The 15,181-nt window shown below is 72.3% G+C and carries 14 protein-coding genes; 11 read left to right on the top strand and 3 right to left on the bottom strand.

What is annotated here, in order from left to right; all coding sequences use genetic code 11:
- Window positions 1–51: 51 nt before the first annotated feature.
- Complete coding sequence (locus OG447_RS00250; RefSeq protein WP_266934131.1) at window positions 52–972, bottom strand: NADP-dependent oxidoreductase; 921 nt, start codon at window positions 970–972, stop codon at window positions 52–54.
- 114 nt (window positions 973–1,086) lie between these two features.
- On the opposite strand from OG447_RS00250, the gene OG447_RS00245 reads away from it, so the two are divergent.
- The 10 genes from OG447_RS00245 (at window position 1,087) to gatB (ending at window position 12,984) form a co-directional block, all read left to right on the top strand.
- Window positions 1,087–2,067, top strand: coding sequence for a GlxA family transcriptional regulator (locus tag OG447_RS00245; protein ID WP_266934130.1), 981 nt, complete (start codon window positions 1,087–1,089; stop codon window positions 2,065–2,067).
- A gap of 92 nt (window positions 2,068–2,159) precedes the next feature.
- The gene (locus OG447_RS00240) at window positions 2,160–2,504 is read left to right on the top strand and encodes a DUF1330 domain-containing protein (protein WP_266934129.1); all 345 of its coding nucleotides are present in this window, start codon (window positions 2,160–2,162) and stop codon (window positions 2,502–2,504) included.
- A gap of 148 nt (window positions 2,505–2,652) precedes the next feature.
- A complete protein-coding gene (locus OG447_RS00235; protein WP_266934128.1) occupies window positions 2,653–3,342 on the top strand; it encodes an SDR family oxidoreductase in 690 nt (229 codons plus the stop codon).
- The gene (locus OG447_RS00230) at window positions 3,339–4,322 is read left to right on the top strand and encodes a methionine synthase (RefSeq protein WP_266934127.1); all 984 of its coding nucleotides are present in this window, start codon (window positions 3,339–3,341) and stop codon (window positions 4,320–4,322) included. The genes OG447_RS00235 and OG447_RS00230 overlap by 4 nt, the downstream gene beginning before the upstream one ends.
- 30 nt (window positions 4,323–4,352) lie before the next feature.
- Window positions 4,353–6,554, top strand: a complete 2,202-nt coding sequence (ligA, locus tag OG447_RS00225) for an NAD-dependent DNA ligase LigA (protein ID WP_266934126.1) — start codon at window positions 4,353–4,355, stop codon at window positions 6,552–6,554.
- 388 nt (window positions 6,555–6,942) lie between these two features.
- Window positions 6,943–9,123, top strand: a complete 2,181-nt coding sequence (locus OG447_RS00220) for a bifunctional diguanylate cyclase/phosphodiesterase (RefSeq protein WP_266934125.1) — start codon at window positions 6,943–6,945, stop codon at window positions 9,121–9,123.
- Between the two features lie 289 nt (window positions 9,124–9,412).
- Window positions 9,413–9,709 (top strand): Asp-tRNA(Asn)/Glu-tRNA(Gln) amidotransferase subunit GatC, encoded by a 297-nt coding sequence (gene gatC, locus OG447_RS00215; protein ID WP_030010586.1) that lies wholly within the window; start codon window positions 9,413–9,415, stop codon window positions 9,707–9,709.
- Window positions 9,710–9,714: 5 nt separating this feature from the next.
- Window positions 9,715–11,211, top strand: coding sequence for an Asp-tRNA(Asn)/Glu-tRNA(Gln) amidotransferase subunit GatA (gatA, locus tag OG447_RS00210; RefSeq protein WP_266934124.1), 1,497 nt, complete (start codon window positions 9,715–9,717; stop codon window positions 11,209–11,211).
- Entirely contained in the window at window positions 11,208–11,453 is a 246-nt protein-coding gene (locus tag OG447_RS00205) for a hypothetical protein (RefSeq protein WP_266934123.1), read from the top strand. The genes gatA and OG447_RS00205 overlap by 4 nt, the downstream gene beginning before the upstream one ends.
- A gap of 16 nt (window positions 11,454–11,469) precedes the next feature.
- Window positions 11,470–12,984: an Asp-tRNA(Asn)/Glu-tRNA(Gln) amidotransferase subunit GatB gene (gene gatB / locus OG447_RS00200; RefSeq protein ID WP_266934122.1), complete on the top strand. Its 1,515-nt coding sequence runs from the start codon at window positions 11,470–11,472 to the stop codon at window positions 12,982–12,984.
- Window positions 12,985–13,066: 82 nt separating this feature from the next.
- On the opposite strand, the gene OG447_RS00195 is transcribed toward gatB, so the two are convergent.
- Complete coding sequence (locus tag OG447_RS00195) at window positions 13,067–13,567, bottom strand: DinB family protein (protein ID WP_266934121.1); 501 nt, start codon at window positions 13,565–13,567, stop codon at window positions 13,067–13,069.
- A 176-nt stretch (window positions 13,568–13,743) separates the two neighbouring features.
- Window positions 13,744–14,541 (bottom strand): GNAT family N-acetyltransferase, encoded by a 798-nt coding sequence (locus OG447_RS00190; RefSeq protein WP_266938680.1) that lies wholly within the window; start codon window positions 14,539–14,541, stop codon window positions 13,744–13,746.
- A gap of 60 nt (window positions 14,542–14,601) precedes the next feature.
- Between OG447_RS00190 and OG447_RS00185 the strand changes: the two genes are divergently transcribed.
- Window positions 14,602–14,985: a signal peptidase I gene (locus OG447_RS00185; protein WP_266934120.1), complete on the top strand. Its 384-nt coding sequence runs from the start codon at window positions 14,602–14,604 to the stop codon at window positions 14,983–14,985.
- The last annotated feature ends 196 nt before the right edge of the window (window positions 14,986–15,181 follow it).

Genomic DNA, 15,181 nt, shown 5'->3' with positions numbered 1-15,181 from the left:
GTCCGGGGCGCTGTCCAGGGCCTTTCCCGGGCCCTGTCCGGGCCGGACGACTCAGACGACCGTCAGGACGATCTTGCCGGTCGTGCGGCCCTGCTCGCCGATCTCGTGGGCCTTCGCGGCCTGCTCAAGCGGCAGCACCGTGTCGACCAGCGGCTTCAGCAGGCCCCGGTCGACCAGGTCCGTGATCTCCCGCAGGCCGCCCAGGTCCGGCTCCACGAGGACCCAGGCGGCGTGCACGCCCTCCGCGTCGTCCGGGACGGAGTCGCCGAGCAGGGTCACCAGGTGCCCGCCGGGCTTCAGCACCTTGAGCGAGCGGCGCGCGTACTCCCCGCCGATCGCGTCGAGCACGACGTCCACGCCGGAGACGGCGTCCTCGAAGTCCGTCGTGCGGTAGTCGATCACCTCGTCGGCGCCCAGCTCGCGCAGCACGTCGTGCTTGGCGGCGCTGGCGGTGCCGATGACGTACGCGCCGCGGGCCTTGGCGATCTGCACGGCCAGGTGGCCGACGCCGCCCGCCGCCGCGTGCACCAGCACCCGCTGCCCGGCGCTCACCCCGGCCGTGTCCACCAGCGCCTGCCAGGCGGTCAGCGCCGCAAGCGGCAGCGCGGCCGCCTGTACGTGGTCCAGCGAGGCCGGCTTGCGGGCGAAGTGCCGGGCGGGGGCGGTCACGTACTCGGCGTACGCGCCGGCCTGCTGCGGGAAGCGGGGCATCCCGTACACCTCGTCGCCCGCCCGGTACAGGGTCACGCCCGGTCCGACGGCCTCGACGGTGCCCGACACGTCCCAGCCGACCGCCGGAACCGGACCCCAGGCGATGAAGGCGCCGCTCTCGCGGGTCTTCCAGTCCACCGGGTTCACCCCGGCGGCGTGCACCCGCACCAGGATCTCGCCCATCCCCGGCTCCGGACGCTCGGCCTGCGTCTCGACGAGGACCTCGGGTCCGCCCCACTTGCTGACGACGACGGCGCGCATGAATGTCTCCTTGAGTCATGATCTGTGCCGGTTTCCCGGCCGATGGCCCCAGCTTCGCCGTCTGCCGTTCCGCATGGTGTTGGCCGTACGGCCACCATGTGACAGGATCTGGCCATGCACCGGATCGCCGTACTCGCCCTGGAGGGCGTGCCCCCGTTCGAGCTCGGGATGCCCTCCCGCGTCTTCGGAAACGCCCAGGCAGAGGACGGGAGCCCGCTCTACGAGGTCACCGTCTGCACCGCCGACGGCCTGCCCGTGGCCAGCGACGCGGGCTTCACCATCGGGGTCTCGGCGGGCCCCGAGGCGCTCTCCGTCGCCGACACCGTGATCATCCCGCCCACGCACGCCATGGACGACCTGGCCGAGGGTGCACCCCTGCCCCGGCCGCTGGTGGAGGCGCTCGCCCTGATCCGGCCGGGCACCCGGCTGGTGTCCATCTGCACCGGCTCCTCCGTGCTCGCCGCGGCCGGGCTGCTCGACGGGCGCCCCGCCACCACCCACTGGCTGCACGCCCCCGAGTTCCAGCGGGCCTTCCCGCGCGTCCGGCTCGACGAGGAGGTCCTCTTCGTCGACGACGGCGACATCCTCACCTCCGCGGGCGTGGCGGCCGGCGTCGACCTCTGCCTCTACCTGGTCCGCCAGGACCACGGCACGGCCGTCGCCAACCGCGCCGCCCGGCTGTGCGTCGTACCGCCCTGGCGCGACGGCGGGCAGGCCCAGTACATCGACCGGCCCGTGCCCGAGCCCACCGTGGCCACCACCACCGCCACCCGCGCCTGGGCCCTGGAGCGCCTCGGCGAGCCGATCACCCTCGCGGAGCTCGCCGCCCACGCCCGGATGAGCCTGCGCACCTTCACCCGGCGCTTCCGCGACGAGGTCGGCATGACCCCGGTCCAGTGGCTCACCGTGCAACGCCTGGAGATCGCCCGCCAGTTGCTGGAGTCGAGCGACCTTCCCGTCGACCTGGTCGCCCACCGGGCCGGCTTCGGATCCGCCAACTCCCTGCGCCAGCACATGCGGAGCTCCCTGGGGATCTCCCCGATCGCCTACCGCCGCACCTTCCAGCCGCACGCCCCCGCGCCCGCCCCGGCATGACCTCCGGGGTAATCGCCCCGGCCGCGGCCCCTCGGGCAGGCTGTGGGCAACAGCCCGGAGAACCGGGCCGGTTGTCGACAGGGGAGACCGCCATGACCGCGTACGCCATCGCCCACATACGCCCCGAGACCATGAACGAGGACATCCTCCGCTACATCGAGGAGATCCAGCCGACCATGGAGCCCTTCGGCGGCCGCTTCCTCGTCCACGGCGCCGAGGTCGAGGTCCTGGAGGGCCCCTTCCCCGGCACCCTCGTCATGGTCGGCTTCCCTGACATCGAGCAGGCCCGCGCCTGGTACGCCTCGCCCGCCTACCAGGCGCTCGTCCCGCTGCGCGCCGACCACATCGAGGGCACCGTCGTCCTCGTCGAAGGCGTGCCCGCCGACTACGACGCGCGCAGGACGGCCGCCGCCCTGCGGGAGGCCGCCGGCCTCTGACGTACCGCGCCGCCCGCGCACAGGGCGGCCCGCAGGGGTACCGCCGCCGCGCGACGGGGCCGCCCCCGCGCCCCGGGCCCGGCCGGAAGGCGGCGCCCACCGCCCGCCCGTACCGGCCGGGCGGGCCCGGGGTGCGAGCATGGGCCCCATGGCTACTCACCTGATCACCGGTGCCGGTTCCGGCATCGGCGCCGCCGTCGCGGCCCGGCTGCACGCCCGCGGCGACGACCTCGTCCTCCTCGCCCGCGACGCCGGCCGCGCCCGCCAGCTCGTCGACCGCTACCCCGGCGCCGCGGCCCTCGTGGGCGACCTCGCCGATCCCGACCGGCTTTCGTGGGCCTTCTCCAAGCAGGCCGTCCCCGAGCGGATCGACTCCCTGCTGCACATCGCCGGAATCGTGGACCTCGGACCGGTTGGGGAGCTGCGCCCCAAGACCTGGCACCAGCAGCTCAACGTGAACCTGATCGCCCCCGCCGAGGTCACCCGGCTGCTGCTGCCCACCCTGCGGGCCTCGCACGCCACCATCGTCTTCGTGAACTCCGGGGCCGGGCTGCACGCGCACGCGGACTGGAGCGCCTACGCCGCCTCCAAGCACGGGCTGAAGGCCCTCGCCGACTCGCTGCGCGAGGAGGAGAAGGCCAACGGGATCCGGGTGACCTCCGTGTACCCGGGCCGCACCGCCAGCCCGATGCAGGCCAAGGTGCACTCCCAGGAGGGCAAGGAGTACGACCCCGCCGCCTGGATCGACCCCGAGTCGGTGGCTACCACCGTCGTCATGGCCGTCGACCTGCCCCGCGACGCCGAGGTCAACGACCTGAGCGTCAGGCCGGGCCGATGAGCGCGGGCGCCACCGGCATCGGCTCGCTGCCCGGCGGCGACGCCCGCGAGGCGGCCAAGACCGTGACCGGGTCCTTCGAGGAGTTCCCGTACCTCGCCGAGCTGCCCGCCCGCGGGCCCGGCGCGGACATGATCGGGCGTTCCCTCGGGCTGCTCGTCGAGATGTACGCGCACGTCGAGCCCAGCGGCTGGCGGATCAGCGACCGCCCCGGACGCGACACCCGCCGGGCCCGGTCCTGGCTCGGCGAGGACCTGGACGCCCTGGAGGAGTTCACCCAGGGCTACACCGGCCGCCTCAAGGTCCAGGCGGTCGGGCCCTGGACGCTGGCCGCGGCCCTGGAGCTGCACGGCGGCGAGGCGATGCTCCAGGACCCGGGAGCCTGCCGCGACCTGGCCGGATCGCTCGCCGAGGGCCTGCGCGGGCACCTGGCCGACGTCCGCAAGCGGATCCCGGGCGCCGAGGTCGTGCTCCAGTTCGACGAGCCGTCCCTGACCGCGGTACTGCTGGGCCGGGTCCGGTCCGCGAGCGGCTACCGCACCTACCGCGCCGTGGACCGGCAGGTGGTGGAGGGCACCCTCCGCGAGCTCTTCGCCGTCCACGACGGGGAGGTGGTCGTCCACTCCTGCGCGCCCGAGGTGCCCTTCGGACTGCTGCGGCGGGCCGGGGCGACGGGCGTGTCGTTCGATTTCTCCTTGCTCACCGAGCGCGAGGACGACGCCATCGGCGAGGCCGTCGAAGGCGGGACGAAACTCTTCGCCGGAGTGGTGCCCGGCACCGACGGCCCGTTGTCAGACCCTGCCGGTAGCGTCATGGGTGTCAGGAAGCTCTGGCGCAGGCTGGGGCTGGCCCCGGGGACTCTGGCGGAGTCCGTCGTGGTCACCCCGTCGTGCGGTCTGGCAGGTGCCTCACCCGCCTACGCCCGCGCGGTGCAGGCGCATTGCGTCAGGGCGGCGAGGTCGCTCGCCGACAACCCTGAGTGACGGTCGAGACGGGCCACGGGAGGACACGGCATGGCAGCCGAACAGCAGGACACGGCAGTACCGACGGCGGTGCGTGAGCAGCACGCGCTGCTGGCCGAGCAGGTCGAGGAGCACCGCTTCCGGTACTACGTGAACGACCAGCCGGTCGTCAGCGACGCCGAGTTCGACAAGCTGCTGCGCTCGCTGGAGGCGCTGGAGGAGCAGTACCCGGAGCTGCGTACGCCCGACTCGCCCACCCAGAAGGTGGCCGGGGCGTACGAGACCGACTTCGCCTCCGTCGAGCACCGGGAGCGGATGCTCTCCCTCGACAACGCCTTCGACGACGAGGAACTGGCCGCCTGGGCCGAGCGGGTGGCCCGCGACGTGAACACCTCGGACTACCACTACCTGTGCGAGCTGAAGGTCGACGGCCTCGCCGTGAACCTCACCTACGAGAACGGCCGCCTCACCCGCGCCGCCACCCGCGGCGACGGCCGCACCGGCGAGGACATCACGCCCAACGTCCGCACGATCGCGGAGATCCCGGACCGGCTCAAGGGGGACCGGATCCCGGCCGTGGTCGAGATCCGCGGCGAGGTCTTCTTCCCGATGGAGAAGTTCGAGGAGCTCAACGCGCGCCTGGTGGAGGCGGAGGGCAAGCCCTTCGCCAACCCGCGCAACGCGGCGGCCGGTTCGCTGCGCCAGAAGGACCCCAAGGTCACCGCGAGCCGCCCCCTGCACATGGTCGTGCACGGCATCGGCGCCCGCGAGGGCTTCGACATCGAGCGCCAGTCGCAGGCGTACGAGCTGCTGCGCGAGTGGGGCCTGCCCACCGCCCGGCACAACGAGGTGGTCTCCTCGCTCGCCGAGGTCCGCGCGTTCATCACCCGCTTCGGCGCGGACCGGCACTCGGTGGAGCACGAGATCGACGGCGTGGTCGTCAAGCTCGACGAGATCGCCCTCCAGGGCCGCCTCGGCTCCACGGCGCGCGCGCCGCGCTGGGCCATCGCCTGGAAGTACGCCCCCGAAGAGGTCAACACCAAGCTGATCGACATCAAGGTCGGCGTCGGCCGCACCGGCCGCGTGACCCCGTACGCGCAGGTGGAGCCGGTGACGGTGGCCGGCTCGGAGGTCGAGTTCGCGACCCTGCACAACCAGGAGGTCGTCAAGGCCAAGGGCGTGCTCATCGGGGACACCGTCGTCCTGCGCAAGGCCGGCGACGTCATCCCCGAGATCCTCGGCCCGGTGGTGGACCTGCGGGACGGCAGCGAGCGGGAGTTCGTGATGCCGGCCGAGTGCCCCGCGTGCGGGACGGCGCTGCGGCCGATGAAGGAGGGGGACATCGACGTCCGGTGTCCCAACGCGCAGACCTGCCCCGCCCAGCTGCGCGAGCGGCTCTTCTACCTCGGCGGCCGGCAGAGCCTGGACATCGAGAACTTCGGGATGGTGGCGGCCGCCGCGCTGACCGCCCCGCTGGAGCCCGCCGAGCCGCCGCTGCTGGACGAGGGCGACCTCTTCGGCCTGACCATCGAGCAGCTGCTGCCCATCAAGGCGTACGTCCTGGACCAGGACAGCGGGCTGCCCAAGCGGGATCCGAAGACGGGCGAGGAGAAGATCGCCACGGTCTTCGCCAACCAGAAGGGCGAGCCGAAGAAGAACGCCCTGGCGATGCTGGAGAACATCGCCGCCGCGAAGGAGCGCCCGCTCGCCCGGATCATCAACGGCCTGTCGATCCGTCATGTCGGGCCGGTCGCCGCCGAGGCCCTCGCCCGCGAGTTCCGGTCCATCGAGCGCATCGAGCAGGCCACCGAGGAGGAACTGACGGCGACCGACGGGGTGGGCGCGATCATCGCCGCCTCCCTCAAGGAGTGGTTCGCCGTCGACTGGCACCAGGAGATCCTGCGCAAGTGGCGGGAGGCCGGGGTCCGGATGGAAGAGGAAGGTTCCGCCGAGGAGCAGGGGCCGCGGCCGCTTGAGGGGCTGACCGTCGTCGTCACCGGCACCTTGCAGAGCCACACCCGCGACGGGGCCAAGGAGGCCCTGCAGAGCCGCGGCGCCAAGGTCACCGGCTCCGTGTCGAAGAAGACCTCGTTCGTCGTGGTGGGCGACAACCCGGGGTCGAAGTACGACAAGGCGGTGCAGCTGAAGCTCTCCGTCCTCGACGACGCCGGTTTCGCGGTACTGCTCGAACAGGGCCCGGACGCGGCGCGGGAGGTCGCGCTCCCGGTGGACGGCGACGGCGAAGCGGAGTAATACCCCATGGGGGACCCGTCCCCAAGGAGTAGCGCGGGCGGACCGATGCGTGGCGTGCGGCCGTACGGGCGGGCGCACGCCAGGCGCGATAGCCGGTGGTAAAAGGCTGGTACAAGCCTGGTCGCAGGGCGGTGACCTGTCGGATCATCGGAAGGGTGACAGGGGGGCCCGAGTCCAAACTCACCCGTTCGGCGGATACCGTACTGATGAGGATGGCTGGGTCGCATTCGGGCAACCGCCGCCGACCGCTGCCCCTGGGAGCCTCTCGCGTCCTACTGTTGAGGGGTGCGCCCGTCGTGCACGGCTGCGTGGTGCGATTCCAGCCGTGATGGCATGACATCGGGGCCATCGCGTGACATCGGCATCGCCGGCTCTGAGAGGGACGGGCATGAAACCCACCGAAAGCGCCGACCCGCCACCTGAGTTCGGCGGGGACCTCCCGTCCATGCGGGCGGGCCGGTTCGGCGTCCTGGCTGCCAGGACGCCGGAGACGCGACCGCTCGACGCCTGTTCGGGCGGGCCGAAGCGGCCCACCGCACTGCCCTTCGTCATCGTGGGCCTCTCCGTCGTGGTGCTCGCGGTCGGCATCGTTTCCGCGCTGACCAGCCGTCACGCCCTGTTCCCCGGAGGCGCGGTGGGCTGGGCGCTCGCCCTGCTCACCGGAGTCATCGTCGGCCACCTGGTCGCGCTCGGCCGCGACCGCTGGTGGGGCGGCACCGGATCGGGCGCCGCCCTCACCCTCGGCGTCCTGCTCCTCTTCGGGTGGGTGCCGGCGGGACTCGTCTCGCTCGCGGTGGTCTCCCTCGTCGGGGCCGCGCGCCGGCACCGCTGGCGGCAGGGACTGCTGCACGGCTCCGTCGACATCCTCGGCATCGGCGCGGGAGCCCTCGTGCTCGCCGCCTTCGGGGAGTCGCCGACCGTGGAGACGCCGTGGAAGCCCGACACCTGGGGACTGGAGGCCGTACCCGAGGTCGTCCTGGTGGCCGTCGCCTACCTCCTCGTCACGCGGATCCTGCTGTGGCTGGCGCTGTCCCCGCACGGGGCGGGCCTGCCCACCATCGCCCGTACGGCCCTGCTCCGGCAGGCCCTGGTGGCCGTCGCGCTGCTCGGCATCGCCCCGCTGATCTGCGTGGTCGCCGTGACGCAGCCGGTGCTGCTGCCGCTGTTCGCCGTACCGCTGATCGCGCTGGACTCCACCCTGTGGATCGCCCGCGCCCGCGCCGAGGAACAGCTGCGGGACCCGCTTACCGGGCTGCCGAACCGGCAGTGGCTGCTGGAGCGGGCCTGGAGCGCGCTGGACGAGGCTGAACGTTTGGGCACCCGGTCAGCTCTTGTGCTGATCGACCTGGACCGCTTCCGGGCGGTCAACGACACCCTCGGCCACCTCGCGGGCGACCGGCTGCTCCTCCAGATCGCCGACCGGCTGCGCCAGGCCCTGCCCGAGGACGCCGAGGCGGCCCGGCTCGGCGGTGACGAGTTCGCCGTCCTGCTCCCCGTCGCCGACTCCACCACCAGCGCCCAGCGGGTCGCCCGCAACCTGGTCGCCGAGCTCAGCTCCCCCCTGGACCTGGACGGACTCACCCTCGTCCTGGAGGCCAGCGCCGGCCTCGCCGTCTTCCCCGACCACGCCCTCGACGCGGAGGGGCTGCTGCGGCGCGCCGACGTGGCGATGTACCAGGCGAAGCGCGACCGCACGGGCGTGGAGGTGTACGAGTCCAAGCGGGACAGCAACACCCCCGACCGCCTCGGCCTCCTCGGCGACCTCCGCCGGGCCCTGGACGCCGGTGAAGTGGAACTCCACTACCAGCCGAAGGTCCGCTTCGACGGACAGGTGGCCGGGCTCGAAGCCCTGGTGCGCTGGGTGCATCCGGAACGCGGGCGGGTGTCCCCCGACGAGTTCATCGCGATCGCCGAGACCTCCGGCCTGATGCCGCACCTGACGGAGTACGTCCTGGAGACGGCCCTGGCCCAGGTCGCCCGCTGGCGCGCGCAGGGCCTGAAGGTCCCGGTGGCCGTCAACGTCTCGCCGCGCGACGTCCACACCCCGGGCTTCGCGGGGGCGGTGGCCGCGCGGCTGGCCCGGCACGGGGTCCCGGCGAGCGGGCTCCAGCTGGAGATAACGGAACACGTGCTCCTCGAAGACCCCCAGCGGGCGGCGGACACCATGGCCGGGCTCACCGGCCACGGCGTGAAGATGTCCCTGGACGACTTCGGAACGGGCTACTCCTCGCTGGTGCACCTGCGCCGCCTGCCGGTCAGCGAACTGAAGATCGACCGGTCCTTCGTGGGCCGGCTGGCGGTCGACGCCCAGGACGCGGAGATCGTCCGCTGCACGGTGGACCTGGCCCACTCGCTGGGCCTGCTGGTCGTGGCCGAGGGCGTCGAGGACGACGAGACCTGGGAACGGCTGCGGGACCTGGGCTGCGACGCGGTGCAGGGCTGGCTGGTCGCCGCCGCGATGCCGCCCCAGGAGGCCACCGCCTGGCTCCTGGCCCGAGGCGAACGCGGCTGGCGCCGCCCGGCCGACATCACGGCGGAGCTCGCCGCAGCCGAGGCCGACGCGGTCTGACCGCCCCAGCGGCGCCGCTGCTGGGGCTCCGCCCCAGACCCCGCGCCTCAAACGCCCGCCAGAACCAGCCCCGCCGGCGCTCGAGGCGCGGGGTGCGGGGCGGAGCCCCGGTCTTTGAGCCGCGCCGGCGTCTGAGGCGCGGGTCCGGGCGGAGCCCAGGAGGCCCCGCGCAGCGGCCCGGGCCCGCCCCCGTACCGGCACAAGGTCAAACCGTTTCGTGGGTCAGGGCCCCGGCCCCATAGGATTGGCCCCGAACCTAAACATCCACCCACCCCCAGAGGATCGCTGCATGCCTGGCATTACGCGCGAGGAGGTCGTCCACCTCGCTCGGCTGGCGCGCCTTGAGCTGTCCAGCAACGAGCTGGATCACTTCGCCGGACAGCTCGGCGACATCATCGGCGCGGTCGCCCGTGTTTCCGAGGTCGCCGACCAAGACGTCCCGCCGACCTCCCACCCGCTGCCGCTGACGAACGTCATGCGCGCGGACGAGGTCCGTCCGTCGCTCACCCCCGAGCAGGCGCTCTCCGGCGCTCCCGCCCAGGAGCAGCAGCGTTTCAAGGTGCCGCAGATCCTGGGGGAGGACTAACAACCATGACTGACCAGATCATCAAGCTCACGGCAGCCCAGACCGCCGAGAAGATCGCCTCCGGCGAGCTCACGGCCGTCGAGGTCACCGAGGCCCACCTGGCCCGTATCGACGCGACCGACGAGAAGGTCCACGCCTTCCTGCACGTCGACCGCGAGGGCGCGCTCGCCCAGGCCCGCGCCGTCGACGCCAAGCGCGCGGCCGGCGAGAAGCTCGGCCCGCTGGCCGGCGTACCGCTCGCCCTCAAGGACATCTTCACCACCGTCGGGGTCCCGACCACCGTCGGTTCGAAGATCCTCGAAGGCTGGATCCCGCCGTACGACGCCACCCTGACGCGCAAGCTCAAGGAAGCCGACGTCGTCATCCTCGGCAAGACCAACATGGACGAGTTCGCCATGGGGTCCTCCACCGAGAACAGCGCCTACGGCCCCACCGGCAACCCCTGGGACCTCACCCGGATCCCCGGCGGCTCCGGCGGCGGCTCCGCGGCCGCGCTCGCCGCGTACCAGGCGCCCCTCGCCATCGGCACGGACACCGGCGGTTCCATCCGCCAGCCCGCCGCCGTCACCGGCACCGTCGGCGTCAAGCCGACGTACGGCGGCGTCTCCCGCTACGGCATGGTCGCCTTCTCCTCCTCCCTCGACCAGGGCGGGCCCTGCGCCCGTACGGTCCTGGACGCCGCGCTCCTCCACGAGGTCATCGCCGGCCACGACCCGCTCGACTCCACCAGCATCGACGCCCCGGTCCCGCCGGTCGTCGAGGCCGCCCGCAACGGCTCCGTCGCCGGCATGCGCGTCGGTGTGGTCAAGCAGTTCGCCGGCGAGGGCTACCAGGCCGGCGTCGTCCAGCGCTTCAACGAGTCGGTGGAGCTCCTCAAGGAGCTCGGCGCCGAGATCGTCGAGCTGGACTGCCCGTCCTTCGACCTCGCGATGGCCGCGTACTACCTGATCGCGCCGTCCGAGTGCTCGTCCAACCTGGCCCGTTTCGACGCCATGCGCTACGGCCTGCGCGTCGGCGACGACGGCACCAAGTCCGCCGAGGACGTCACCGCCCTGACCCGCGAAGCCGGTTTCGGCGACGAGGTCAAGCGCCGCGTCATCCTCGGCACGTACGCGCTCAGCTCCGGCTACTACGACGCGTACTACGGCTCCGCCCAGAAGGTCCGCACGCTCATCACCAAGGACTTCGAGAAGTCCTTCGAGCAGGTCGACGTGATCGTCTCCCCGACGACCCCGACCACCGCCTTCCCCATCGGCGAGCGCACCGACGACCCCCTCGCCATGTACCTCGCGGACCTGTGCACCATCCCGACCAACCTGGCCGGGAACTCCGCCATGTCGCTGCCGTGCGGCCTGGCGCCCGAGGACGGCCTGCCGGTCGGCCTGCAGATCATCGCCCCCGCGATGAAGGACGACCGGCTGTACAAGGTCGGTGCGGCCGTCGAGGCCGCCTTCGTCGCACGCTGGGGTCACCCGCTGCTTGAGGAGGCACCGTCGCTGTGAGCACCAGTGCACTGTCCAAGGCCAAGGGCTTCAAGAAGTCCAAGTCCGGGACCTACCTGTCGATCGGCACCACCGCGTTCGGCGCGATCAGCGTGATCAAGCAGGTCAAGAAGGCCCGCGCCGAGCACGACACGCTGAAGCTGGTCGACGCCGTCGTGTCCGCCGCCGCCATCGTCACCGGCCTCGCGATCCTGTACCGCGAGCTGAAGCGTCTGGGCGACGACGACGTCCTGCTGGGCTGAGAGGGAAAGTTTCACCGTGACCACCTTCACCGAACTGCTGTCCTACGAGGACGCTCTCGCCTCGTACGACCCCGTCATGGGCCTCGAGGTCCACGTCGAGCTCGGCACCAGGACCAAGATGTTCTGCGGCTGCTCGACCGAGCTGGGCGCCGAGCCCAACTCGCAGACCTGCCCGGTCTGCCTGGGCCTGCCCGGCGCGCTCCCGGTCGTCAACGAGATCGGCATCGAGTCCGCCATCAAGATCGGCCTCGCGCTCAACTGCGAGATCGCCGACTGGTGCCGCTTCGCCCGGAAGAACTACTTCTATCCGGACATGCCGAAGAACTTCCAGACCTCCCAGTACGACGAGCCCATCGCCTTCAACGGCTTCCTGGACGTCCAGCTGGAGGACGGCGAGATCTTCCGCGTGGAGATCGAGCGCGCCCACATGGAGGAGGACACCGGCAAGTCGCTGCACGTCGGCGGCGCCACCGGCCGTATCCACGGCGCGTCCCACTCCCTGCTGGACTACAACCGCGCCGGCATCCCGCTCATCGAGATCGTCACCAAGCCCATCGAGGGCGCGGGCGAGCGGGCCCCCGAGGTCGCCAAGGCGTACGTCGCCGAGCTGCGCGAGGTCATCAAGGCGCTCGGCGTCTCCGAGGCCCGCATGGACAAGGGCCAGATGCGCTGCGACGTGAACCTGTCGCTGCGCCCGAGCCCCGAGTCGCCCTTCGGCACCCGCTCGGAGACCAAGAACGTCAACTCCCTGCGCTCCGTCGAGCGCGCGGCCCGCTTCGAGATCCAGCGCCACGCGGCGGTGCTCTCGTCGGGCGGCTCGATCGTGCAGGAGACCCGGCACTTCCACGAGGAGGACGGCTCCACCACGGCCGGCCGCATCAAGGACAACGCCGAGGACTACCGGTACTTCCCGGAGCCCGACCTGGTCCCCGTGGCCCCGGCCCGTGACTGGGTCGAGGAGCTGCGCAAGGGCCTGCCCGAGATGCCGCGCGTGCGCCGCAACCGGCTCCGCGAGGAGTGGGACGTCACCGAGCACGACATGCAGTCGATCCTCAACGCGGGCGCGGTGGACTCCATCGTCGCCACGATCGAGGCCGGTGCCGACTCGGCCGCCGCGCGCAAGTGGTGGATGGGCGAGCTCGCCCGCAACGCCAACGAGCAGGGCGTCGTCGTCGACGAGCTGCCGATCACCCCGGCGCAGGTCGCCCGGGTCGCGGCGCTGGTCGCGGCCGGCGAGTTGAACGACAAGCTGGCCCGCCAGGTCCTCGAAGGCGTCCTCGCCGGCGAGGGCACCCCGGACGAGGTCGTCGAGAAGCGCGGCCTGAAGGTCGTCTCGGACGAGGGCGCGCTCGGCGCGGCCGTGGACGAGGCCATCGCCGGCAACGCGGCCATCGCGGACAAGATCCGCGGCGGCAAGGTCGCCGCCGTCGGCGCCCTGGTCGGCGCGGTCATGAAGACCACCCGCGGCCAGGCCGACGCGGCCCGCGTCAAGGAGCTCATCCTGGAACGCCTGGGCGTCTCCGAGGGCTGATCCCCGTTCTCCGCGAAGGGCCCCGCACCCATGAGGGTGCGGGGCCCTTTCGGCAGGCCGGGGCCGGGGCCGGGGCAGGGGCTCAGGCGCCGGTGGCGCCGTCGACCGCCTCGCGCAGGAAGTCGGCGTGGCCGTTGTGGCGGGCGTACTCGTGGATGAGGTGGAGCATGAGCAGGCGCAGCGAGGCCTTCTCCTCCCAGCGCGGTACGAACGCCGTCACCTCCAGGGACTCGGCGGCGGCCTCGATGCGGCGGGCCTGGGCCACCTCGGCCTCCCAGGCGGTGAACGCCTCGGCGCGGCTGGAGCCGGAGGCGTCGTAGGCGGCCTGGAAGTCGTGGGTGTCCGACCACAGGAGCGGAAGCTCCTCGCCGCTCAGGACCCGGCGGAACCAGTGCCTCTCGACCTCCGCCATGTGCCGGACCAGCCCCAGCAGGGACAGGGTGGACGGGGGCATCGAGGCGCGGCGCAGCTGCTCGTCGGTGAGGCCCTCGCACTTCATGGCGAGGGTGGCCCGGTGGAAGTCGAGGTAGGCGCGGAGGGTTTCGCGTTCGTCGCCGGTCATCGGCGGGCTGATGCGTTCCATGGTCGTGATCCTGCCGGTTGCCCGGGCGGTGGCGGAAGGGTGCGGGGCGGACCTCGGCGCCCGCCGACGTACCCGGTGCCCGCGACGTAGCCGGTACCTGCCGACGTAGCCGGTGCCTGCCGACCGACGCGTCCGGCCTCGCCCGCTCCGCTCCGTGTTCCCGTTGCCGACAGCGGCTACGCGGCCGTCCACAGGTACGGCACCGTCACGCCCAGGACGCCGAATCCCAGCCGTTCCAGGATCGGGCGGCTGTCGTCCGACGCGTCCACCTGGAGGTACGGGATTCCGCGCTCGGCCGCGACGCGGGCGCGATGGGCCACGAGGAGGCGGTAGATGCCGCGGCCGCGCCACTGCGGGACCGTGCCGCCGCCCCACAGGCCCGCGAACGACGTCCCCGGCCGCATCTCCATCCGGGCCGCGCTCACCGGGATGTCGCCCGCCATCGCCAGCACGGCCGTGATGGCGTCCGGCTCGTGCGTGAGCAGGCTGAGCATCTGCTCGCGGATGCGCGGGCGCTCGGTGCCGAAGGCCCCCGCGTGGACCTCCATCATCAGGTCGACCCCCGCCTCGTCGGTGACCGTCCGCAGGGTGATCCCCTCCGGCGGTTCCACCGGCAGCTCCATGAGGTCGGCCACCCGCCCCACCATCAGCGTCTCGGCCGGTTCCGGCACGAGACCGGCTGCCCGCAGCCGCTGCCCGAGGTCCGCCGGGCGGTCGTAGTCGTACAGCTTCCACTCGAAGTCGGACGGCGCCCCGCGCCCGTCGAAGAACGCCACCTGCGCCGCGATCTCCGCGTCCGCGCTCTCCTCGTCGAGGTCCGACCAGAGCACTCCGTTCCATCCGAGCCCGGGCACGGTCTGCCGTACGACCGCGCCCACCCGCTCCACGCGGGCCTGCGCCGCGTCGGGCTGCGCGCCCCGGCGCATCTCGGCGTCGTATTGGGCCCGCACCCTCTGCAGTTCTTCCTTATTCATGGTCATCCGCTCACCTGACCAGTGTCCGGGCCTGCCGCACAACTGCATTAGCCTCACCCCGTGAACGACGACTCCACCATCTACACCGGCAAGGCCACCCCCGATGCCGCCGCCGACCGCGGCTGGCTCCTCGGCCACTTCAAGGACCCCGCGGATCCGCGTCACAGCGAGGACGTGGAGATCAAATGGGGCGTCCACCCGAAGGGCGACGAGCGGGAGCGCTGGGCGACCGGGGAGAAGCGCACCGCGCTGCTGGTGCTCATCAGCGGACGCTTCCGGCTGGAGTTCCCGGGGCGGACGGTGGTCCTCGCCGAACAGGGGGACTACGTGCTCTGGGGGCGCGGCGTCGACCACTCCTGGTACGCGGAGGAGGAGGCGGTGGTCCTCACGGTCCGCTGGCCTTCGATCCCCGGCTACCGGGTCGAGCAGACCGAGCAGTCCTGACCCGGGTCCCGCACCTGCCCGCGCCCCTGTGACGATGCACACGTAAGGGGCCAACGATCACGAATCGCTGAGATCGTTCAGGTGTAGACCATATGGGCCGAAATCCCGGGGCGATCCCCCGGTCCTCGGCCGGGCCTTCACGAGTTCAAGAGTCTTTGCGACGGGCTGTCTCCCGGTAAAGATCCGAACCCCCCAG

Source organism: Streptomyces sp. NBC_01408, assembly GCF_026340255.1.
In the GTDB taxonomy this organism is placed as follows: Bacteria; Actinomycetota; Actinomycetes; order Streptomycetales; family Streptomycetaceae; genus Streptomyces.
Note: the sequence above shows the minus strand (reverse complement) of the source record. Positions and strands in the feature narration are given on the sequence as shown.